Consider the following 21517-nt stretch of genomic DNA (forward strand, 5'->3'; position numbering starts at 1 on the left):
CCCCGGAGCATTTCCGGGGCCTTTGTTATGAACGCTTTGTAGCTGAGAGGAATTAATCCTCATATGTATCCTCATACTTGATCTTAGGTACGCGCTTATCTATCTCATAACGGCCAGTGCCTTCTTCGCCAATGACCTCAAACAGCTCGAGTGCACGGCGGGCCACATACTCTTCTTCTATCTGCTCCTTCAGGAACCACTGCAGAAACGAAAAGGTCACGTAATCTTTTTCCTTCTGGCACTTATCGGCAATACGGTTAAACGACTGCGTTACTACAATCTCCTGCTGTAGTGCCTGCTCAAATACGCCTCTGAACGTCTCAAACTCTACCTGGATGTTTGTTACCTCCGGTGATACAGCTCTGCCGCCCATATCAGAGACAAACTTGAACAGGCGCAGCATGTGCTCACGCTCTTCATCTGATTGCTTCTTAAAGTAGCCGGCACTGCAGTCGTAACCATTGCGGTCGCACCAGCTGCTCATGGCCAGGTACATAGCAGAGGCCTCTGCCTCCATTTTGATCTGTTCGTTTAGTACTTGTTCTATAGACTCGCTCAGCGAGGTTCTTAGTCTTAGTAAGTCTTTCATTGGTTTCGGGTGTTTAGGAATAATTGGTGTACACAATGCCCGTAGGCACCTCCTCTTTAATACCATAAGATAAGTGCTTTGGTTGTGTATGTGCAACCAAGCGAAGAAATTCGGAAGAAGTCTAAATAAAAAAAGCACAGCTGAGCCAGCTGTGCTTTGTATTGTATAAAACTCTAAACACTATAGCCTAAACCAGGTCAGCATTCAGGCACTCGTGCAGCATACTGTTTAACTCCAGTATAAAACGAGCACCAGCCAACAGTTCTTTCAGCGCAGACAACTCTGTAAGCGTCAGCACAAAACACCGATCACAGCCACACACCGTCACAATATCAAAATCAGATGCGCGGGAAGGGCTGTTGGCCATGGCATCCAGATCAATACTATCTACTGCATACTTGAGCCTCAGAAAAGCATCTACCTTTAGTACAGAAAGTTCACCTGCAAAATGAAGCAGGATACGGTTTTGGCGATCACACTGGTAAACGGTGCCAGCTTCTGAAGTATAAATCTCGGTTAAATGAGTGGCTGTATGCATGCTGTAGCGTATCTTAGCTGTATCGGCTGAAAGAATGTACTGCAAATCTAACCACTATTTAGAACCAGTCCAAATAAAAGTCAGCTTATTTAGAATTTGTATATATAAGTTAATAAGTATGGAAAACAGCCCCCAAAAAGTAAACCTAGCAGAGAAGTTTAGCCAGTTCTCAGACTATTGGAGCCCGCGTATTGTGGGTGAGCTAAATGGGCAGCAGGTAAAACTGGCAAAATTCATGGGCCCTTTTGAATGGCACCACCACCAGCACGAGGATGAGTTCTTCCTGGTAGTTAAAGGGGAATTTGAGATGCACCTGCGGGATAAGGTAGTAGTGTTACAACCCGGGGAGTTTATGATTGTGCCACGCGGTGTGGAGCACAGGCCAGTTGCAAACCAGGAGGCGGAGGTATTGATGTTTGAGCCTGCCAGCACTGTAAACACAGGCAACCTGCGGGACAGCAAACGCACCAAAACTAACCTGGAGCACCTGTAACTTCTTACTCCTCAAGTTTTACGATAAAGCCACAGCGCTATACGTTGGGTAAAAGCATAGCGCTGTGGCTCTGTAATTTTTGCTCACCTATTTTCTACTCAGTTTTCCAACAGGTTATTTTGGTTGAGCACCTGCAGCACTTCATTTTTATAGAAGCGGCCAATAGGAATCTCATTCTTACCCACATCTACAGCTGTGGCAGAGAAAGCCTGTATCTTATCCAGCGCCACTATAAACGAACGATGGATGCGCAGGAATTTATCGGTTGGCAGTTTCTCTTCCAGGAAAGAGATTTTTTGATAGGAGATAATTTCTTTTGCTTCGGTTTTTACCCGGATGTAGTCCTTTAAGCTCTCTATGTAGAGAATATCGGTCAGCATAACCTTCACCATCTTCTTGTCTGCCTTCAGGTAGATGAAAGCTTCTTTATAGTCAGGTGTAGCAGCTGGTTGGGCTGAGGTAACTACCGGTGTAGGCACTACCGCCGGCACTGCATGTGCCTCTGCTGCCGACACCTTAGAGACAGCTTTCAGGAAACGCTCAAAGGCGATAGGCTTGAGCAGGTAGTCAACCACATTTAATTCGTAGCCCTCTACAGCATAATCCCGGTAGGCAGTAGTGAAGATAACTTTCGGAGGGTTTGCAAGGGATTTCAGGAAATCTATGCCGGTTAACTTTGGCATCTGGATATCCAGAAAAAGCAGGTCGATGTGCTCGCTTTGCAGGCAACTGTAGGCCTCCATAGCATTATTGCAGCGGCATACTAACTCCAGGTTATCCAGCCTCTGGACGAAAGTCTCCAGCACATCCAGTGCCAGCGGCTCATCATCCACAATCATGCAGCGTAATTTCATAGTTAAGTATTGGGTGTCTCTACAAAAGAAGTATGGCAAAGGCCTTAACACCAGTAAATATAAACGCTGCCACCATACAGCACTTACAAATAAGCCGGATTTAAATGCCTTTAGGCTTAGAGCAATTGGATGTGCTATTCAAAAATGATTTCTAACCTGGCTGCATAGCTATCCGGCTCGTCCTCCACCTCTAGCTCGTAACGGCCCTCATATAGCAGCTCCAGGCGGCGCTGCAGGTTCTTAAGGCCAATACCAGAAGCCAGATCGCGGGAAGATTTACTGGCTCTCTCTGCACATTTGCAATTCTCTACGAGAAGTACCAGTTTCTCATCTGTCACCTTCACATCTATCCGTATCCAGGCATCATGCGTTTCGGTGCTTACGCCGTGTTTGAAAGCATTTTCCACAAATGGCAGCAGCATCATAGGAGCGATCTGCTTACCCGCTATACTTCCGGTGGCAGAAAATTGCACCTCCACGCGCTCCCCATACCTTACCTGCTCCAGGGCGATGTAATTTTTAATATACTCCAGCTCCTTGTCCAGTGGTACCATGGCCGCATTGGCATCATGAAGCATGTAGTCCATCAGGCCCGACAGCTTCAGCACTACCTCCGGAGCTTTGTCAGACTTCTTCAGCGTAAGCGAGTAAAGGCTGTTAAGTGTGTTAAACAGGAAGTGTGGATGCACCTGTCCTTTCAGGAATTTTAGCTCTGCTTCCAGCTTGTCCTGTGTCAGGTTGCGTGCCGCCTGCTGATGGCTGTACCAATGCTTCAGGAGCGCAATAACCGCCGTAATGGCCACCACATAGTTGATGTTAACGATGTTCTTCACGAAACGCACCATGGTCAGGCTGTCTTCGGTACAGGTGGTAGGGCAGAAAATCGGATGGATAAGGAAGGGCAGCAGCACAAACTGCATCAAACCGGCAATTGCCCCCATCAGCAGCAGCAAGTACACAAAAAACTCCAGGTAACGCTTCTGCAGCAGATAACGAGGCATCAGGTAATACATGTTAAAGTATACCAGCCCCATTTTAAAAGGAAGCTCCACCAACTCCACCATAAACGCATTATAGTAGTCGTCGATGTAACTGCCATACAGCAGGCCGAAGAATACAACATACACCGTCCAGAAGGCCAGATGCAGCAGCATACGGTTCTGCGTAACGTTACGCACCTCAGGTAAACTCCAGGTGGCGCCGGTTTCAAACGTACTGACGGTACTCAACTTTACTTCCATGATACAAAGGTATACTTTCTGTTACAGCCCACTGCTTAACGTCCTATTGTTTTAGACCGATGGCGAGCTGCTGATGCTTAGCGGCAATTTATACCACCTCAACAGCTATCATCAACAGAATAGTTTATTTTCGAATCTGTTCTGTATTGAGCATTATATCAGAAAAAGTGGCAAACACATACAACTCTCTAGTGGAGCGGAACTTATTGATATTTAACCTCCCTTTCTAGCTGGCGCACAGCAACTTTCCATTCAACAACCACTATATCTACGCTTATTATCAAGTATTTAACTACGTTCATCGGCACTTTCACCAGCGCAAACTCCGCTAATACCAACAAAACAAGCTTAAGTATAATCGTTTTTCCAGTTTGTCTATAACACAAGCAACCTTCCTGCCTTCTTCTTTATCTTTATACTGCTACTCAGACACAAAAAAGTTATGGGCAGCAATGCATTACTACACCAAATCACATAAAACTATGAAAAAATTTATTGTTTCTGTACTGGCAGCGGTGCTGCTGGCAGTAGCCGCACCTGTCACCATGGCCCAAGAGCAGGGAGCAATTACCTCAGCTGAAGCAAATCTACTTCTCCGCAAAATTGCCGGTAACTGGCTGGTAAGCCACTATGCCTGGCAACCCGAAAGCAAAACCTACTACCAGGCTACGGGCAAGGCCAGCGTTAGCAACGCTCATCAAGGCAGCTACTTGCATGAGAAGACAGATGTCATGCAGCCAGATGGTTCTTACCGCCACCGCGAATGCTTCCTGGGGTATTCCCAAGCCAAATCCAGATTTGAGCTGATACAGGCAGATGAGCTTAGCAACAACACCACTTTACTGGTTGGGCAGTGGCACCCAGAGTACAACGCCATTACTTTAGCACCTGTAGACGGCCTGAAGAAAGGCGATGTGAACAGCCAAGAGTATGTGTACCTGTTCCTGCCAGAAGGAATGCTGCTCAAAATTGTCCGCACCATGGATGAGGAAGGCAATTATTTAATCCATAGCCAGGACTACTACGCACCGCAGCGCACAGCTGGCCTATAATTTAAAACAACAACCCTACTCTCCCCTGCCAGCAGTTATGAAACACTGTACTGGCAGGGGATTTCTTTTTAAAGCAGCTCCTTTTGAGGATCCCAGAAAAGCTTATCAAAGTTTACGACCTTATCATTCTCCACGCGTACTCCCTCCTGCTCCAGCCGCTCCTGCATGGCATTTGCACCCTCAAAGTGCTGCTTTCCCGTTAGCATGCCGTTTCGGTTCACAACCCGGTGTGTAGGCACCTGCGAAGCAGAAAAAGGGTGTGCTGCTATCAACGCCCATCCTACCATCCTGGCCGAGCCTTTTGCCCCCAAGTAGCTGGCAATGGCACCGTAAGAAGTAACTCGTCCCCGGGGTATCAGCTGCACCACCTCATATACATTCTGGAAGAAATTCTCCTTGCTATCTTTTTTTGCCATTTTAGGTCTTTACTGTTTAAACCTTCACTATTGTTTTCTGTCTTTTAAATAAGCCTGTTTGTAGCGTTTAATTTACGGTAACTTTTACAGTAGGCAATATTGGCTGTATATTTAAAGCTGCATCCTACTTCCGCCCCGTTACCACCAAGCTAATGTAACGGGTACTTTGAAATTTTAACCTGTGTTAAAACACAAATGAACAAAACCTTAAAAACTATTCTGATTCTTGTAGCCGTTACGGCCATAGGCTACTTTGTTTACAAGCAATTCCCGGCTGAACCAGAGAAGATCGCTAGAGCCGATGGTGGCGGAGGCCCAATGGCGCAGCAGGTAGCCGTGGATGTATACGTTGTTTCACCGAGTGCTTTCCAGAACAGGATTACCACTACAGGCACAGTATTGCCTAACGAGGACGTAGAGCTTCGCAGTGAGATTGCAGGACGAGTAACAGGTATAAATTTCGAGGAAGGTAGCCGTGTGCGTAAGGGCCAGTTGCTTTTAACCGTGAACGATGCCGATCTGCGCGCGCAGCTGCAAAAGCTGGAATCTAACCAAAAGTTGTACCGCGAGATGGAAGAACGCCAGCGCACCCTCCTGGAGAAGGAGTATATCAGTGCGCAGGAGTACGACCAGGTAAGCAATCAACTGGCTACCGCCACTGCCGACATACAGGCCCTGAAGGCTACAATGGCCAAAGCCTATGTTAGAGCTCCTTTTGACGGTGTAATTGGCCTGCGACAAGTGAGTGAAGGTAGCTATGTATCAGCCACCACGCCTATTGCCCGTATTGTGGACGTAAGCCCTGTAAAAATAGACTTTGCCATTCCGGGCCGTCACAGCCAGCAGGTAAAGCAAGGCGACAAAATCAGTTTCACGGTAGAAGGTAACCCGGAAACGTACCAGGCCTCCATCTACGCTATACAACCGAACATCGACCCTACTACCCGCACCCTTCAGATTCGTGCCCTCTTTGATAACAAAAACCAGGAGGTAAAACCAGGAGCCTTTGTTAACGTGAGCCTTGCCCTGAAAGAGTCTGACGATGCCATACTTATCCCGACAGAAGCCATCATCCCAGAGGCTACTGGTCATAAGATATACCTGGCCAAAAACGGGAAAGCAGTGCCAAAGATGGTTAAAATAGGGCAACGCTCAGAGACCCTGATCCAGATTATGGAGGGTGTCACACCAGGCGATACAATCATCCGCTCCGGTATCCTGCAAGTGCGGGATGGTTCTAAACTGAACATCCGTAAAGTGCAGTCTGCCGAGGAAGTATTGGCGACACCAAACACGACACAATCAGGAACAGAGGAAACAGCAGGATAAGAACGCTAACCAAGCGCTAAAAACGTTTATACCTTTGGCTAACAAGCTATTGCAGCAAAATACACAGGAGTAGCCAAATGGAACAGAGGACCAACATGAAGTAACCTACTGCACCTGCAGCATCAGATTAGAGGATAAGCAGGGGAAGACTGAAGCGATGCAGAAAACAAACTTACACACGCTCAACAAGAGGTCAGGAAACGGCTAAAAGAGTTTAGCACTTTTAAACCACATAGCTCCTGCACCAGAACACAGTAAAGACTATATGGCAAGTTTATCAAATATAAGTATCAGACGCCCCGTGCTGGCCATCGTGATGAGTATCACGATTATAGTTTTCGGCTTCATCGGCATTACGTACCTGGGCGTGCGGGAGTATCCAAGCGTAGACCCTCCTATTGTTAGTGTCCGGACTACCTACACGGGCGCCAATGCCGAAACCATTGAATCTGAAATTACAGAGCCGCTGGAGGAGTCCATAAACGGTATTGCAGGTATCAGAACCCTTACCTCTAGCAGTAGCGAGGGCAACAGTAACATTACCGTAGAGTTTAACCTGGATGTAGACCTGGAAACAGCTGCCAACGACGTGCGCGACCGTGTATCCAGAGCACAGCGCAGGCTGCCAGAGGATGCTGAGCCACCTACCGTGGAAAAGGCCGACGCCGACGCCAACCCTATCCTCTTCCTGGGTATCCGAAGTGAGGTGCGCTCGCTGCTGGAGCTCTCAGACATAGGCCTGAACGTGTTTAAGGAGCAGTTGCAGACTATTCCGGGCGTAAGTGAAATCATGATCTGGGGTGATAAGCGCTACGCAATGCGCCTGTGGATGGACCCGGTAAAACTTGCTGCCCTTCGTGTTACGCCCCTTGAGGTGCAAACTGCCCTGCAGCGACAGAACGTAGAGCTCCCATCAGGAAGTATAGAGGGTGCTACGACAGAGCTTTCTGTTAGAACCATGGGCCGTATCTCTACCCCTGAAGAATTCAACAACCTGATAATCAGACAGGATGCAGATCGCCTGATCCGCTTCCGCGACATTGGCCATGCTCAGCTATCTCCGGAAAACGAGAAAACTGTGCTACGCTACAATGGCATCCCCATGATCGGTGTGGTACTCGTTCCGCAGCCTGGCTCTAATCAGATTGAGATTGCAGATGAGTTTTATAGACGCCTCGAGCACATAAAGAAGGATATTCCGGAAGACCTTCAACTGACCATTGGCTTCGATAACTCACAGTACATTCGCGCCTCTATTGCCGAAGTACAGGAGACTATTTTTGTGGCCTTCGGCCTGGTGGTAGTAATAATCTTCCTGTTCCTGCGCGACTGGCGCTCTACACTGATTCCGGTTGTAGCCATTCCGGTGTCCCTGATCGGTGCCTTCTTTATCATGTACGTGATGGACTTCTCCATTAACGTACTGACACTGCTGGGTATCGTTCTGGCCATTGGTCTTGTGGTGGACGACGCCATCGTCATGCTGGAGAATATCTACACCCGTATAGAGGATGGCCAGGAGCCGATGAAGGCAGCAAAGAAAGGATCCGCCGAAATCTATTTCGCTATTATTTCCACCACGGTAGCACTGGCAGCAGTATTTATGCCGGTAGCTTTCCTGGAAGACACCACAGGTCGCCTTTTCCGTGAGTTTGGTATCGTAGTGGCTGGCTCAGTTATTATATCATCTTTTGTCTCTCTCACGCTGACACCTATGATGTCGTCGCGTATCCTGAAGCGCAGAGAAAGACCAAACTGGTTCTACCGTAAAACAGAACCGTTCTTCACCTCTCTTACCAACAGCTATCGCAGCAGCCTTGAGAGCTTTATGCGTGTGCGTTGGGTAGCGTTTATACTTATTGTGGTAGCAGGGGGCACCATCTGGTGGCAGATGTCTACGCTGCAATCTGAGCTGACACCTGAAGAGGACAGAAGCGGACTTCGTATTAACGCCACTGGTCCTGAGGGCGCCTCTTTCGAGTTTATGGATCAGTACATGAATGAGCTGACAGCACTAGTGAACGACTCGGTACAAGGCATCTCGAGCATCACTTCCATGACACGAAACTCGAACTCAGGCTTTATTCGCCTGCGTTTGGTATCTCCAGAGGAGCGTGATAAAACGCAGCAGCAGATTGTAGAGGGTTTACCTGCCCTGATCAACCAGATTCCGGGAGCCCGTGCCTTTGCCTCCGGCGATAAAGGCTTGGGTGGTGGTCGTGGTTCTGGCCAGCCTGTGCAGTTTGTGGTGCAGTCGCAAAATATGGAGAAGCTGCGCGAGATTATTCCGCCTTTCCTGGAGGCTGCACAGCAAGATCCGACCTTCAACTTTGTAGACGTAAACCTGAAGTTTAACAAACCGGAGCTGCGCGTTGAGATTGACCGTGAAAAAGCACAGTCGCTGGGTGTGAGCGTGCGCGATATTGCTCAGACCATGCAGCTGGGCCTGAGTGGCCAACGCTTCGGCTACTTTGTAAAAGGTGGTAAGCAGTACCAGATCCTTGGCCAGGTAGCGCGCGAAAACCGAAGTGAGCCGCTAGACCTGCGCAGCCTGTACGTTAAAAACAGTGCTGGGGAGCTAATTCAGCTAGATAACCTGATCGAGCTGAAAGAGGAAAGTGCATCGCCGCAAGTATACCGCTTTAACCGATTTGCCGCTGCCACTTTTAGTGCCTCACTAGCAAAAGGTAAAACCATAGGCGACGGTATAGAAGCAATGGATGCTATTGCCGATAAGGTGCTGGATGAGACTTTCCAGACTTCCCTTACTGGCCAGTCTAGAGACTTTTCTGAAAGCTCAGGCAGTTTGATGTTTGCCTTCCTGCTAGCCTTAGGTTTGATTTACCTGGCACTATCTGCCCAGTTCGAAAGCTTCCGCGACCCGGTCATCATCATGTTCACCGTACCGCTTGCCCTTTCTGGTGCATTGCTCAGTCTCTGGTTCTTCGACCAAACACTGAATATCTTTAGCCAGATTGGTATGATCATGCTGGTGGGTCTGGTAACGAAGAATGGTATCCTGCTGGTAGAGTTTGCCAACCAGCGCAAGGAAGAGGGCCTTACCAAGCTGGAGGCGGCCACTGATGCTGCTGTATCACGCTTCCGCCCCATCCTGATGACATCGCTCTCCACGATCCTGGGTACCCTGCCAATTGCCCTTGCACTAGGTACAGGTGCTGAGAGCCGTGTGCCAATGGGTATAGCCGTGGTAGGCGGTCTGATTCTGGCAACCGGACTTACACTTTACGTGATTCCGGCGGTGTACTCATATTTCTCATCTGCCGAAGCCAACGTGATACCAGGCAGCAACGACGATGAGCAGGAAGAGCAGCCTAAGAAGCAGCCAGCAGCCTATGCTCAGGTATAGTCTGCACCAGTAAAGGATTTTAGCCAAAGGATTTTAACGCGATAGAACAAGTATAAATGTTTTCATATAGAGCCGCGGCGCTTTTTATTATAGGACTAGCATTATTAATGCCGGGTAAGGCCTTGAGCCAGGAAAAGCTTTCATTGGAACAGGCCATCCGCATAGGTCTACAAAACAACTTCGACATACAGATTGCCACCAAACAGGAGGCTGTTGCGGAAAACAACGTTACCCTGGGTAATGCTGGGTTTTTGCCAGCTATAGATGGTAATGCCCGCCGCAACTTTAGCGAAAACAACTCAAGGCAAGAGTTTCAGACAGGGCCAGACCGAGTGCGCTCAGGGGCTAGCTCTAACAACATAGGTTACGGCGTAAACCTGAACTGGGTGGTTTTTGATGGTTTAGGAATGTTTATTAACCTGGAGCGCCTGAAAACACTGGAGAAATCAGGAGAGCTTTTCACAAAGCAGACGGTAGAAAACACCCTGGCCGATATAACAGCCAGCTACTATGAAGTGGCACGCCAGTCTTTTAAGATACGGGCCCTGCAGGATGCCATTGCCATTTCTGAAGCCCGCGTGGAGATTGCGCAGGCACAGTATGAGGTAGGCGTGAGTGCCAAAGTAGAGATTCTGCGGGCACAGGTAGATTACAATGCCGACAGATCGGAGCTACTGCTGCAGCAGGAATTGCTGCAAAATGCTAAAATCAACCTGAACCAGTTGCTTGGCCGCAGCCCCAATATCGACTTTGAGGTAACAGACAGTATTGTAGTAGACCCTTCGCTTAACTACAGTATAGCCAACAGCAATCTTTACGCTGCAAACCCTCTGTTGCAGCGCCTGCAGCTAGATCGCCAGCTGGCTCATCTTGACATCAGGGCCGTTCGCGCCAGCCGCTTCCCTACTGTTGGCTTTTCAAGTGCCTATAACTTTAGCCGCTCTGAGGCGGAGCCATTGAACGAGTTCCAGGCGCGCTTTAACCAGAACAGAGGATACAACTATGGCCTGACGTTAAGCGTGCCTATTTTTAACGGCTTTAACATCAACCGCCAGGCGCAGAACGCCCGCATAAACCTGGAGGCAGCTGACCTGGAGCTGAAGCGTGAAGAAAACCGCCTGCAGTCCGATCTTGCCCGTGCTTATAGCCAATACGCTAACCGCCTGCAGCTTCTGGAGCTGGAGGAAGTGAACGTGAAGCTAGCACAAGAAAACGCCGAGATCGCACTGGAACGATACAAGCTTGGACTTTTAACAGCCATTGAACTTAGAGAGGCACAGCGTAATGAGCTGGTAGCCTCGAACCGCCTGATCGATATCCAATACCAGGCTAAAACAGCAGAAGTAGAGCTAAAGCGCCTCACCAGCTCACTGGTACAGGAAGGCCAACTATAAGATAACTGACTTCATGTATTTAAGTATAAAAGTATAGCTACGGCTATACTTTTATACTTTTAGGCGGTACCTTCAGTACCCAACCAAAATACGATGGAGTTAGAGCTATTCCAGACACTCGGGATTTCGCTTGGCTTAGGACTGCTGGTGGGGCTGCAACGACAGCATGACCAATCAGAACTGGCAGGGATACGCACGTTTCCGCTCATCACCATGTTTGGCACTATCTCAGCCTATCTGGCACAGGACTTTGGTGGCTGGGTGGTTGCTGCCGGACTACTGAGCTTGGCAGGCCTGGTAGTAGTGGCTAACTTGATGAGAAGCAAAGGGCCTTATGTAGATGTTGGCTTAACCACCGAGGCGGCGGCCCTACTCATGTACGCCATAGGAGCTTACCTGGCACTAGGCAGCGGGACTGTAGCCGTGGCTGTTGGTGCCACAGTTGCTGTGCTGCTTCACCTGAAAGACACCCTCCACAACCTCATCTCAAGGATTGGGCAGAGGGACCTAAAGGCAATCATGCAGTTTGTGGTGATCTCGCTCGTGATCCTGCCGGTTCTTCCAGATGACACCTACGGCCCTTATAATGTACTGAACCCTTACAACATCTGGCTAATGGTGGTACTGATTGTAGGAATTGGCCTCTCAGGTTATTTTGCCTACAAAATCTTTGGCCAGAAAGCCGGAACGCTCTTGGGCGGTATTCTAGGTGGTTTGATTTCCAGCACGGCCACCACGGTAAGTTATGCCCGCCGCACCAAAGACAGCAGCAACACGAGTAGCAACCTGGCTACCCTTGTGATCTTTACAGCCTCAGCTGTATCGTTTGCACGCATCATAACTGAAGTAGCAGTAGTGGCACCAGGTACTGTTGCCACAGTGGCTCCCCCACTTGCAGCTGTACTGCTGCTGATGCTGCTGCTGGGGGCTGTTATGTACTTTTTTAAAAGAGATGAAACAGACAAGATGCCCGAGCAGGAAAACCCTGCGCAACTAAAGATGGCATTAGTTTTCGGAGCTATTTATGCTGCTGTTATCCTTGCTACCTCTTTTGCTAAAGAACAACTCGGTAGTAGTGGCCTGTACATGGTGGCCATCGTTTCCGGGTTAACGGATGTGGATGCTATTACTTTATCTACCTCGCGCCTTATGCAAACGGGCAACCTGGAACTAAACAATGGCTGGCGCCTTATTCTGGTAGCTGCACTTTCAAATTTAGTCTTCAAAGCTGTTTTGGTCGGCCTGCTGGGGAACCGATCTGCCTTTAGCAGAATAGCAGTTCTGTTTGGTATTGTGCTGGTTGCCGGCCTGCTGGTACTTTGGCTGTGGCCAGAAGAGTTTAGCCTCCTTTCCAGCTTAACTGCCCAATAACTCACTAAACCATCACACAGTTAAATCAACCAGCCTGAGCAGTGGGAAAGAATCAATAGAAAGCCGCTAAAGGCATAAAATTTCTCATAAATAAAAGTATATTGCATTCAGAAGCTTAGCTAGTAAAGCTGACCTTTTTCAGGCTTCACACGGTTTATAGAAAGCAAATTACTTTAACCCAATTTCCCACACCATGTCTAACACCTCCCTTAAGTCAAAGCCGACTGCCTCGCCGGAGCTTAATCGCTCGGGCAGTACCAGTGCCATGGCCATTATTGGTGCCTTGTTCTTCATTTTTGGCTTCGTTACCTGGCTAAACTCCCTGCTGATTCCTTACCTGGAGATCGCCTGCCAGCTAACTAAGTTTCAGTCATTCTTCGTGACTTTCGCCTTCTACATTGCTTACCTGGTGATGGCACCTCTCTCCACCCGTACTTTAAAGAAGTTTGGGTTCAAGAATGGTATGTCGGTGGCTTTGATCTTGATGGCAGCAGGCGCCCTGCTTTTCATCCCGGCCGCCATGACACGTATTTATGGTCTGTTTCTGCTTGGCTTGTTTATCATGGGTAGCGGCTTGGCTATTCTACAAACGGCTTCCAACCCGTACATCACGATTGTAGGACCAGCAGAGAGTGCTGCCAAACGCATCAGCATTATGGGTATCTGTAATAAAATTGCCGGTGCACTTGCCCCAATTATCCTGGGCTTGTTCCTGCACCTTGATAATGCAGATAACCTTCGCTCCGATTTAGCAGGTATGACTGAGGTGGACAGAGTAGCCGCCTTGAATGAGATGGCACTTCGCGTAATCCCACCTTATATTGGCATTATAGCTGTGCTTTTGATCCTGGCTTTCTGGGTGTACAAGTCTAGCCTACCAGAAATTGACACAGATGAAGAGGATGAAGCAGTAGCATCATCGAACGTTGGTAAGAATAGCGTATTTGACTTCCCGCACGTACTGCTTGGCGTATTTACACTGTTCCTGTATGTAGGTGTAGAGGTAATTGCTGGCGACTCAATTATCAGCTACGGTGTCTCACAAGGCATACCTCTTACGACTGCCAAGTTCTTTACCAGTGCCACTATGGTGTCGATGGTAATTGGCTACGTCATCGGCATTGTCACTATACCCAAGTATATTAAGCAAGAGAATGCCTTGAAGCTTTGTGCTATTGTGGGCGTTCTTTTCTCTCTAGGTGCCATCTTCACTTCAGGCTATGTCTCTGTTTCTTTTATTGCACTGCTTGGTTTTGCTAACTCGCTCATGTGGCCAGCCATTTGGCCACTGGCTTTGGCCGGTGTAGGCCGCTTTACAAAGGCAGCTTCATCCTTACTGGTGATGGGCATTGCAGGTGGAGCGGTAGTACCGCTTATCTATGGAGCCCTGGCCGATGTTTGGAACTCGCAGCAGGCTTATTGGATCATGGTGCCATGCTACCTGTTCATCTGGTTCTACTCTACTGCAGGACATAAAGTGGGCCGTAAGGTTTAAAAGCTTTAACATTTCTAAAACATACTAGCAATGCCCCGCCTACAAGCGGGGCATTGCCTTTTTATAGCTGGCCCCAAACATGTCCTGGCAGAGCTCTTACCTCCACTATCCATCCCTATCAAACTCATGCCGTATAGTTTAAGAAAAACGAATAGCATGAACAAAATTCAACTAGGACGTACCAAGCAGAGCACTACAGATGCCGTGAACCAAGAGACAGACAGGCAAACCTTAGACAACTTAGACCGCTATGGATATGACGGCCCCGAAGCCATAGAGTACCGGCTAAAGGAGCTGGATAAAGAGTGGGATATGGAGCGGGTAATGGCAGTGAAGGCATCTGTACTTAGTTTAACCGGCCTGGCACTGGGAGCAAAAAAAGACAAGCGATGGTTTGTTTTGCCAGGCCTTGTAGCTTCTTTCCTCCTGCAACATGGGTTACAAGGGTGGTGCCCACCATTGCCTATACTGCGGAGGCTTGGGTTTAGGACAAGAAAGGAGATTGAGGAAGAACGTTATGCCTTGAAGGCCCTAAGAGGAGATTTTAACAGGGTGCTTGGTGCTACAATGCCGGAAGGCGTACTAAACGTCATCAGGTCTTGATGCCTGACACATGCCCCCTTTCCTGTTTAAAATAAAAACGAGGCTGGCCATCACGAACTTTCGTAATAACCAGCCTCGCAAATTTTTAAGAAATTCTACAGCAGATTTTCTTTTACATAAGTATAACTCTGGGTTATACTCTGGAAAGGATCTTTGGAGAAGTTTTCCTGCTCCACCAGTATATGTTTCACTCCTGCTACTTTAGCGTTATTGAAAATCTCTTTGAAGTTGATGGAGCCTGAGCCTACTTCTGTATTGATGGTAGGAGTAGACTTGTCCATGTCTTTCACGTGCCACAGCTCAAATCTACCTTCGTTTTCCTTAAACAGCTTTACCGGATCCAGACCAGCGCGAACTACCCAGTAAAGGTCCAGCTCAAACTTGACAAGATTAGGATCGGTCTCTGATAGCAGGATATCGTATCCAGTCGTATCGCCCAGGTTCTTAAACTCAAAGTCGTGGTTGTGGTAAGCCAAAGTTAAACCAGCCGCATTACACTCCTCTGCTGCCTTAGAAAGGCGCTGAGCCACGTGGCGGTAATCACCGGCCGTCTGACGCAGGTTCTCGCCCAGATAAGGCACTATAATATACTTCATATCCACAGCCTTAGCCGCTTCTATGTAAGACTGCAGGTCCTCATCTTTACCGCTTATGTAGGCATCAAAACCAAAGTGGCCACTAGGTGTGGTTAGTTTATTCTTCTTAAGCAGCTGAGAGAACTCTTTGGGAGTTAAACCCCAGAAACCATTTTCTTTAGAATAGCCATAGGTTTCGACCTCTTTGTATCCGGCCTTAGCAACTTTACCAATAACCCCTTGCACATCCTTAGGCAGTTGCTCGCGCAAAGTGTAAAGCTGTATACCTACGTTCTGATTTGCCTTAGCCATTACGCAGCTTGGTACCAGAAGTACACCTGCTGTCAGTAAGCTTGCCTGCTGCAGAAAATTTCTTCTTGTTGTCATCTATGGTTTTCTTGAGGTTAATTTATTTAGAGAGAAAACTGTTACTGGTTTAAAATTCAAGTTTGACTATACGTCGCATAGCTGGACTGCTTCTTTGAGAGAGGCTATCTTGTCTGGCTGCACAGGTATAAACTCCTGGGCAACATACCCTTTGAACCCTGTCTCTACGATGGCCTTCATGATAGCAGGATAGTAAAGCTCTTGTGTCTCGTCTATCTCGTGCCTACCTGGTACACCAGCTGTATGGTAGTGTGCGATGTAGGGGTGGTTGTTACGAATAGTGCGGATCACGTCGCCTTCGTCAATCTGCATGTGGTAAATGTCGTAGAGCAGCTTGAAGTTCTCAGAACCTAACCGCTTAGCCAGTTCTACTCCCCAGGCAGTGGTGTCGGCTTGGTAATCTTTGTGATCTACCTTGCTGTTTAACAGCTCCATCACCAAAGTTACCTTATGCTTCTCGGCCAGAGGCATTATCTTCTTCAGCCCTTCTACACAGTTGTTCCAGCCTGTCTCATCACTCTTGCCACGCTTGTTTCCACTGAAGCAGATCAGGTTCTTGTAGCCTGCCTTCGCCACCTGCGGAATCATGTCTGAGTAGTTTTTGATGAGCTGGGCATGAAACTGCTTATCGTTCCAGCCATCTTCCAGGTTTATTTCGGCACCGTTGCACATGGTAGACTCCAGCCCATGCTTTTTAAGCACAGGCCAGTCTTTCGGACCTACCAAGTCAATGCCTTTTATTCCTATCTTTTTGGCCTCCACGCACAGCTCCTCTACCGACAGGTCATTAAAGCACCAGCGACACACGGAGTGGTTCACATTTCCCTTCAGTGGCACTGCAGCAGTGGCTTTATCCTGTGCGCAGGCTGCCAAAGAAGGAAGCATACCTGCAGTAGTAAGCGCAGCGGTTCCAGCCAGCAGGCCTTTTAAAGTAGTCCGACGTTTGTTTGAGGGCGCCATAAGCAATACGTTATTAATTAAGATACACTACCAACCTGGCGCTGCTCAGGCGTCTGATTGTAAGCTGTGTTATCAGCTGGTTTTGTCGTGTTTCTGTCACGGAAAACAAGCAGGAAGATGAGCAATACAGCTCCTGCGATACCAGCAGGAATCAACCAAATAGTCTGCCAGTCATGGCCATCGGTCAAAGTATAGGCATCCACAATCATACCTGAAAGCAAAGAGCCTATAAGCATACCAACACCATAAGTTGCCAGTGTGATCATACCCTGAGCAGCACTTTTGAAGCGCTCACCAGCTAGGTTATCTGTATAAATCTGGCCTGTTACAAAGAAGAAGTCGTAGCAGATACCATGTAGTATGATACCACCAATAAGCATCCAGTAGCTTGTATCCACATCGCCGAAGGCAAAGAAAGTATAGCGAAGCACCCAGGCAAACATACCTATGGCCAGCATTTTCTTAACACCCAGGCGCACGAAGAAGAATGGCATCAGCAACATAAACAGCAATTCAGACATTTGTCCCATTGACTGCTTACCTGCGGCAGACTCCATACCCAGTTCGTTGAGGAATGGATTAGTAAAGTTGTAATAGAAAGCCAACGGCACACAGATGGCAACTGAGGAAAGGAAGAACGTCAGGTAAGAGCGGTTTTTCAGAAGCCCGATCGCCTCCAGCCCCAGGATATCACCAAGAGAGGTTGTACCACCGGCTTTTACAGGAGGTGTGTTAGGCAGCGTAAAGCTGAACACACCAAGAATAGCAGAAGCAATAGCGGCCATACGGAAAGTAAGGTCCAGGCTACCGTTTTGCTCCCAGTTCAGCCACCCGATGGTAAGGCCAGCGATAATCCAGCCCAGCGTACCAAGCACACGAATTGGCGGAAACTCTTTGCTTGGGTTCTGCATTTGGCGGAACGACACAGAGTTAACCAATGCCAGTGTTGGCATGTACAAGATCATGTACACCAAAATAGCCGGATAAAAGCTATCGAAGTCTGGTGCCGTAGAGGCATACCACAGCAAAGCAGCACCTAACAGGTGCAGCACACCAAGAATACGCTGTGCCGGAAAGAAGCGGTCCGCTATCAAGCCAATGATAAATGGTGCTACAATAGCTCCAATAGACTGTGTAAGAAAGGCTACACCTACCTGTGTGGCAGAAGTCTCCAGATTAGTAAGCAGGTAGGTACCTAGCGTTACAAACCATGCGCCCCAGATAAAGAACTCCAGGAACATCATGATAGAAAGTTTAATGCGGATCACCGAATTCATGTTTGCTGTGTTTAAGGTTGTGCGATAATAAGGCTTAGAGTCGTTTTATGCGAATGTTGCGGTACCACACGTTGTCACCGTGGTCCTGCAGAGCGATCTTTCCGGAACGGAAAGTGCCCCAGTTAGGCATGTCGGCAAACTTGCTGTTGGCTACTAACTCACGCCAGTTGTCGTCCCACAGGGTAGTTTCCAGCACTTTCTGGCCGTTCTGGTGGAACACCAATTGTCCATTGTTGCTGATGATCTCCACCTGGTTCCACTCTCCTGCCGGTTTCACGGTTTCAGGGCTGCTGGCTATCAGGTCGTAAAGGTCGCCGGCACGGTGCTTGTGTATTTTAGCGTCAGGGTGGCCTTCATTGTCAAGCACCTGCATTTCCAGACCTGTGTTCCAGGTGTAGTCATACTGTGCTGTGTCTTCCTGCACATAAAATATAATGCCGCTGTTCCCGTTCTTGGCTACCTTCCACTCTAGCTGCAGGTGGAAGTTATCATATGTTTCTTCTGTTACAATGTCTCCACCGTCACTGGTTTGCCAGTCTTTCTTGTTAGAAGCATCCAGGTGCAGGGCTCCATCGTCTACCACCCAGGCTCTGCCAACAGAATCTTTGCCATAGGTGTGCCAGCCATTGGTCGTCTCCCCGTCGAAAAGAGAAACCCATTCCTCATTGTCTGTGGCACTGTTTTCAGTAGTTTCAGCTTCTGTCGCCGCAGCCTCGTTTTCTGTATTACCCGACTGGCAGGAAAACAAAGCTGCCAGGGCTAAAACAGAGAGAATATGTTTCTTCATGCTTACTTCTTTAGAGATAGTACATACTTGGCCATTTCTTTGGCGTCGTCCTGGCTAAGGTCTGGGTGAGACGTCATTGGAATCTGCCCCCATACACCGGCACCTCCCTTGATGATTTTCTCTGCCAGGTAATCCACGTTCTTATCGTTGAACTCGTACTTCTCAGCGACCTCTACATAAGAAGGCCCTACCAGTTTCTTGTCTTCCTGGTGGCAGCTAAGGCAGTCTGACATAGCGATCAGCTTAGCGCCTTTCTCATAGTTACCCTGCCCGCCAACAGCTTCGGCTCCTCCGGCGGTGCGGTCGTTGCCAATGTCCATGCGGTTGGTGTCTACCTCCGACTGCCTGGTAGAAGCACTTACAGCAGCACCAGATGTTGAGTCCATTTCACTATCAGCGCTGTACGCACCATCTTCTGTTGTTTCTGATGCATTGTTACAGGCCATTACAAAGGCCAGGCAGCTTAGTAGCAGTAAATTCTTTTTCATTAGTTTAAGAGTAATTCGTGTATTGTGTAGTCTTTTATGATAATCCAAGTACGTTTCGGTTTTTGCTTTCATCAATACCGGAAGCGGCAAAGTCGTCGAAAGCTCTTTCTGTTACCCGGATAATATGATCTTTAATGAAAGGGGCTCCTTCACGGGCACCGTCTTCTGGGTGCTTCAGAGCGCACTCCCACTCCAACACAGCCCAGCCTTTAAAGTCGTACTGCGTAAGCTTGCTGAAAACTGCTTTGAAGTCTACCTGTCCGTCTCCTAGAGAGCGGAAACGGCCGGCGCGGTTTACCCAACCCTGGTAACCGCCATAGACGCCCTGTCTGCCCGATGGGTTAAACTCGGCGTCTTTAACATGGAACATCTTGATGCGCTCGTGGTAGATGTCTATGTGCTCCAGGTAGTCCAGCGACTGAAGTATAAAGTGCGACGGGTCGTAAAGCAGACAAGCGCTTGGGTGCTGGTTCACCTGGTCGAGGAACATCTCGTAAGAGATCCCGTCGTGTAGGTCCTCGCCCGCGTGTATCTCATAGCACAGGTCCACGCCGCAATTCTGGTACTCATTCAGAATAGGAAGCCAACGGTCGCCCAGCTCCTTGAAGCCAGCCTCTACCAGGCCCGCCGGGCGCTGTGGCCACGGGTACACGTAAGGCCAAAGCAGGGACCCACTGAAGGTGACACTGGCGCTTAGCCCCAGGTTCTGAGAGGCTTTGGCTGCATACTTAAGCTGCTGCACCGCCCACTCCTGTCTTGCTTTAGGGTTGTTGCGGTAAGCCTCCGGTGCAAATCCGTCGAACAGTGTGTCATAAGCCGGGTGCACGGCCACCAGCTGCCCCTGCAGGTGTGTGGATAGCTCTGTAATCTGTAGCCCAGCCTCCTGCACCACGCCCTTAATCTCGTCGGCGTATGTTTTGCTCTCGGCTGCTTTCTGCAGGTCTATAAAGCGGGAATCAGTTGTTGGGAGCTGTACACCTTCATAGCCCAGGCCCTTAGCCCATTTACATATTGACTCCAGGCTGTTGAACGGTGCCTGATCCTGAATGAATTGTGCGATGAATATTGCTGGTCCTTTGATCGTATTCATAGTATATGGTTTATAGGCTAAAGTTGATCCATTTCTGCTCAGACCGTCCGGAGGCTATCACGTTCTCAATGAAGGCCATACCACGTACACCTTCTTCCACGCCTGGGTAATCCAGCCACTCTGCCTTAGGCTCCTCTCCTGCCAGATCTGCCTTAACACATAGAGCGAAGTTGCGGTATAGGTTTGCAAATGCCTCCAGGTAGCCTTCTGGATGACCTGCAGGAGTGCGGGTATTGTGTTGTGCGTAAGAACTCACATAGCCGCCTCCGGTGCGCCAGATCTCGGCTGGTTTGTCGAGCCATTTCACCAAAAGAGTGTTCTCGTCGCTCTGCTGCCACTCAACTCCGCCATGCTCACCGTAAACTCGTATCTTCACATTGTTCTCTTCGCCTGCAGCAATCTGTGTAGCCATCAAAACGCCGCTGGCACCGTTGTCAAACTTTAGTAGCACTGCGCCATCATCATCTAGTTGGCGACCTTCCACCACAATGTTAAGATCGGCACACAGCTTAGTTACTGACAGGCCGCTCACATATTCAGCTAAGTTGAAGGCATGCGTCCCAATATCGCCCATGGCACCTGCTTTACCGCTTTTGCTAGGGTCAGTTCGCCAGGAGGCCTGCTTGTTATCGCCTCCCTCCTCAAACTTGCTCAGCCACCCTTGTGGGTACTCTACATATACTTTTCTGATTTTGCCCAGCTTACCTGAGGCTACTACCTGCCGCGCCTCTTTCACCATAGGATAGCCTGTGTAGGTATGCGTCAGGCAAAAGCGCTTACCAGAGGCTTCTGCTACTTTGCGCAGCTCAAGAGCTTCTTCCAGTGTAAAGGTCATTGGCTTGTCCAGCACCACATGAAACCCCTTTTCCAGCGCTAATTTGGCTGGCTCGAAGTGCACGTGGTTTGGAGTTACAATACTGATAACCTGTACTCTTTCATTCTCTGGCAACTGCAGCTCCTTCTCAAACAACTCGTTGTAGGAAGTATACACCCGCTCCGGCTGCAGCCCCAGCTCAAGGCCACTGGCTTTAGACTTTTCGGGATTACTGCTAAAAGCGCCACAAACAAGTTCATAGGCGCCGTCTACTTGCGCTGCAATTCGGTGAACGGCCCCAATAAAGGCTCCTTGTCCACCGCCAATCATACCTAAACGTAATTTATCAGACATGCTATAGTTATATAGTTCAACTCCCGGCAGGAGTACGTTCAAT

General features: G+C 48.7%; 20 protein-coding genes. 8 read left to right on the forward strand and 12 right to left on the reverse strand.

Going from position 1 to position 21517, the window contains the following annotated elements:
* Window positions 1-52: 52 nt before the first annotated feature.
* Both PKOR_RS01540 and PKOR_RS01545 read right to left on the reverse strand, forming a co-directional pair.
* Entirely contained in the window at window positions 53-589 is a 537-nt protein-coding gene (locus PKOR_RS01540; protein WP_046308767.1) for a ferritin, read from the reverse strand.
* A gap of 187 nt (window positions 590-776) precedes the next feature.
* Window positions 777-1127, reverse strand: a complete 351-nt coding sequence (locus PKOR_RS01545; RefSeq protein WP_046313922.1) for a hypothetical protein — start codon at window positions 1125-1127, stop codon at window positions 777-779.
* A 118-nt stretch (window positions 1128-1245) separates the two neighbouring features.
* Here PKOR_RS01545 and PKOR_RS01550 point away from each other — a divergent pair, with 118 nt between their 5' ends.
* The gene (locus tag PKOR_RS01550) at window positions 1246-1620 is read left to right on the forward strand and encodes a cupin domain-containing protein (protein WP_046308768.1); all 375 of its coding nucleotides are present in this window, start codon (window positions 1246-1248) and stop codon (window positions 1618-1620) included.
* A gap of 98 nt (window positions 1621-1718) precedes the next feature.
* On the opposite strand, the gene PKOR_RS01555 is transcribed toward PKOR_RS01550, so the two are convergent.
* Window positions 1719-2474: a LytR/AlgR family response regulator transcription factor gene (locus PKOR_RS01555; RefSeq protein ID WP_046308769.1), complete on the reverse strand. Its 756-nt coding sequence runs from the start codon at window positions 2472-2474 to the stop codon at window positions 1719-1721.
* A gap of 134 nt (window positions 2475-2608) precedes the next feature.
* Window positions 2609-3715, reverse strand: a complete 1107-nt coding sequence (locus PKOR_RS01560) for a sensor histidine kinase (protein WP_046308770.1) — start codon at window positions 3713-3715, stop codon at window positions 2609-2611.
* A gap of 482 nt (window positions 3716-4197) precedes the next feature.
* Here PKOR_RS01560 and PKOR_RS01570 point away from each other — a divergent pair, with 482 nt between their 5' ends.
* Window positions 4198-4767: a DUF1579 family protein gene (locus PKOR_RS01570; RefSeq protein ID WP_046308772.1), complete on the forward strand. Its 570-nt coding sequence runs from the start codon at window positions 4198-4200 to the stop codon at window positions 4765-4767.
* A 68-nt stretch (window positions 4768-4835) separates the two neighbouring features.
* On the opposite strand, the gene PKOR_RS01575 is transcribed toward PKOR_RS01570, so the two are convergent.
* Complete coding sequence (locus tag PKOR_RS01575; RefSeq protein WP_046308773.1) at window positions 4836-5183, reverse strand: MGMT family protein; 348 nt, start codon at window positions 5181-5183, stop codon at window positions 4836-4838.
* Window positions 5184-5378: 195 nt separating this feature from the next.
* Here PKOR_RS01575 and PKOR_RS01580 point away from each other — a divergent pair, with 195 nt between their 5' ends.
* From PKOR_RS01580 to PKOR_RS01605, 6 genes are all read left to right on the forward strand, one after another.
* Window positions 5379-6512, forward strand: a complete 1134-nt coding sequence (locus PKOR_RS01580) for an efflux RND transporter periplasmic adaptor subunit (protein WP_046308774.1) — start codon at window positions 5379-5381, stop codon at window positions 6510-6512.
* A gap of 265 nt (window positions 6513-6777) precedes the next feature.
* Entirely contained in the window at window positions 6778-9879 is a 3102-nt protein-coding gene (locus PKOR_RS01585) for an efflux RND transporter permease subunit (RefSeq protein ID WP_046308775.1), read from the forward strand.
* A 122-nt stretch (window positions 9880-10001) separates the two neighbouring features.
* Window positions 10002-11273 carry a TolC family protein gene (locus PKOR_RS01590; RefSeq protein ID WP_235337121.1) on the forward strand — a complete coding sequence of 424 codons (1272 nt, stop codon included), beginning with the start codon at window positions 10002-10004 and terminating at the stop codon, window positions 11271-11273.
* A gap of 93 nt (window positions 11274-11366) precedes the next feature.
* Window positions 11367-12644 carry an MgtC/SapB family protein gene (locus tag PKOR_RS01595; protein WP_046308777.1) on the forward strand — a complete coding sequence of 426 codons (1278 nt, stop codon included), beginning with the start codon at window positions 11367-11369 and terminating at the stop codon, window positions 12642-12644.
* 193 nt (window positions 12645-12837) lie between these two features.
* Window positions 12838-14139, forward strand: a complete 1302-nt coding sequence (locus PKOR_RS01600) for a sugar MFS transporter (protein ID WP_046308778.1) — start codon at window positions 12838-12840, stop codon at window positions 14137-14139.
* 156 nt (window positions 14140-14295) lie between these two features.
* Window positions 14296-14742 (forward strand): DUF2892 domain-containing protein, encoded by a 447-nt coding sequence (locus tag PKOR_RS01605; protein ID WP_046308779.1) that lies wholly within the window; start codon window positions 14296-14298, stop codon window positions 14740-14742.
* Between the two features lie 95 nt (window positions 14743-14837).
* On the opposite strand, the gene PKOR_RS01610 is transcribed toward PKOR_RS01605, so the two are convergent.
* The 7 genes from PKOR_RS01610 to PKOR_RS01640 form a co-directional block, all read right to left on the reverse strand.
* Entirely contained in the window at window positions 14838-15704 is an 867-nt protein-coding gene (locus PKOR_RS01610) for a sugar phosphate isomerase/epimerase family protein (protein WP_046308780.1), read from the reverse strand.
* Window positions 15705-15770: 66 nt separating this feature from the next.
* Entirely contained in the window at window positions 15771-16664 is an 894-nt protein-coding gene (locus PKOR_RS01615) for a hydroxypyruvate isomerase family protein (RefSeq protein WP_046308781.1), read from the reverse strand.
* A gap of 17 nt (window positions 16665-16681) precedes the next feature.
* Window positions 16682-17941, reverse strand: coding sequence for a nucleoside permease (locus PKOR_RS01620; RefSeq protein WP_046308782.1), 1260 nt, complete (start codon window positions 17939-17941; stop codon window positions 16682-16684).
* Window positions 17942-17975: 34 nt separating this feature from the next.
* Complete coding sequence (locus PKOR_RS01625) at window positions 17976-18728, reverse strand: 3-keto-disaccharide hydrolase (RefSeq protein WP_046308783.1); 753 nt, start codon at window positions 18726-18728, stop codon at window positions 17976-17978.
* A gap of 2 nt (window positions 18729-18730) precedes the next feature.
* Complete coding sequence (locus PKOR_RS01630; RefSeq protein WP_046308784.1) at window positions 18731-19216, reverse strand: c-type cytochrome; 486 nt, start codon at window positions 19214-19216, stop codon at window positions 18731-18733.
* 34 nt (window positions 19217-19250) lie between these two features.
* The gene (locus tag PKOR_RS01635; RefSeq protein WP_046308785.1) at window positions 19251-20306 is read right to left on the reverse strand and encodes a sugar phosphate isomerase/epimerase family protein; all 1056 of its coding nucleotides are present in this window, start codon (window positions 20304-20306) and stop codon (window positions 19251-19253) included.
* 10 nt (window positions 20307-20316) lie between these two features.
* Window positions 20317-21474, reverse strand: a complete 1158-nt coding sequence (locus PKOR_RS01640; RefSeq protein WP_046308786.1) for a Gfo/Idh/MocA family protein — start codon at window positions 21472-21474, stop codon at window positions 20317-20319.
* Between the last annotated feature and the right edge of the window lie 43 nt (window positions 21475-21517).

The sequence above is a fragment of the Pontibacter korlensis genome, assembly GCF_000973725.1.
Taxonomy (GTDB): Bacteria; Bacteroidota; Bacteroidia; order Cytophagales; family Hymenobacteraceae; genus Pontibacter; species Pontibacter korlensis.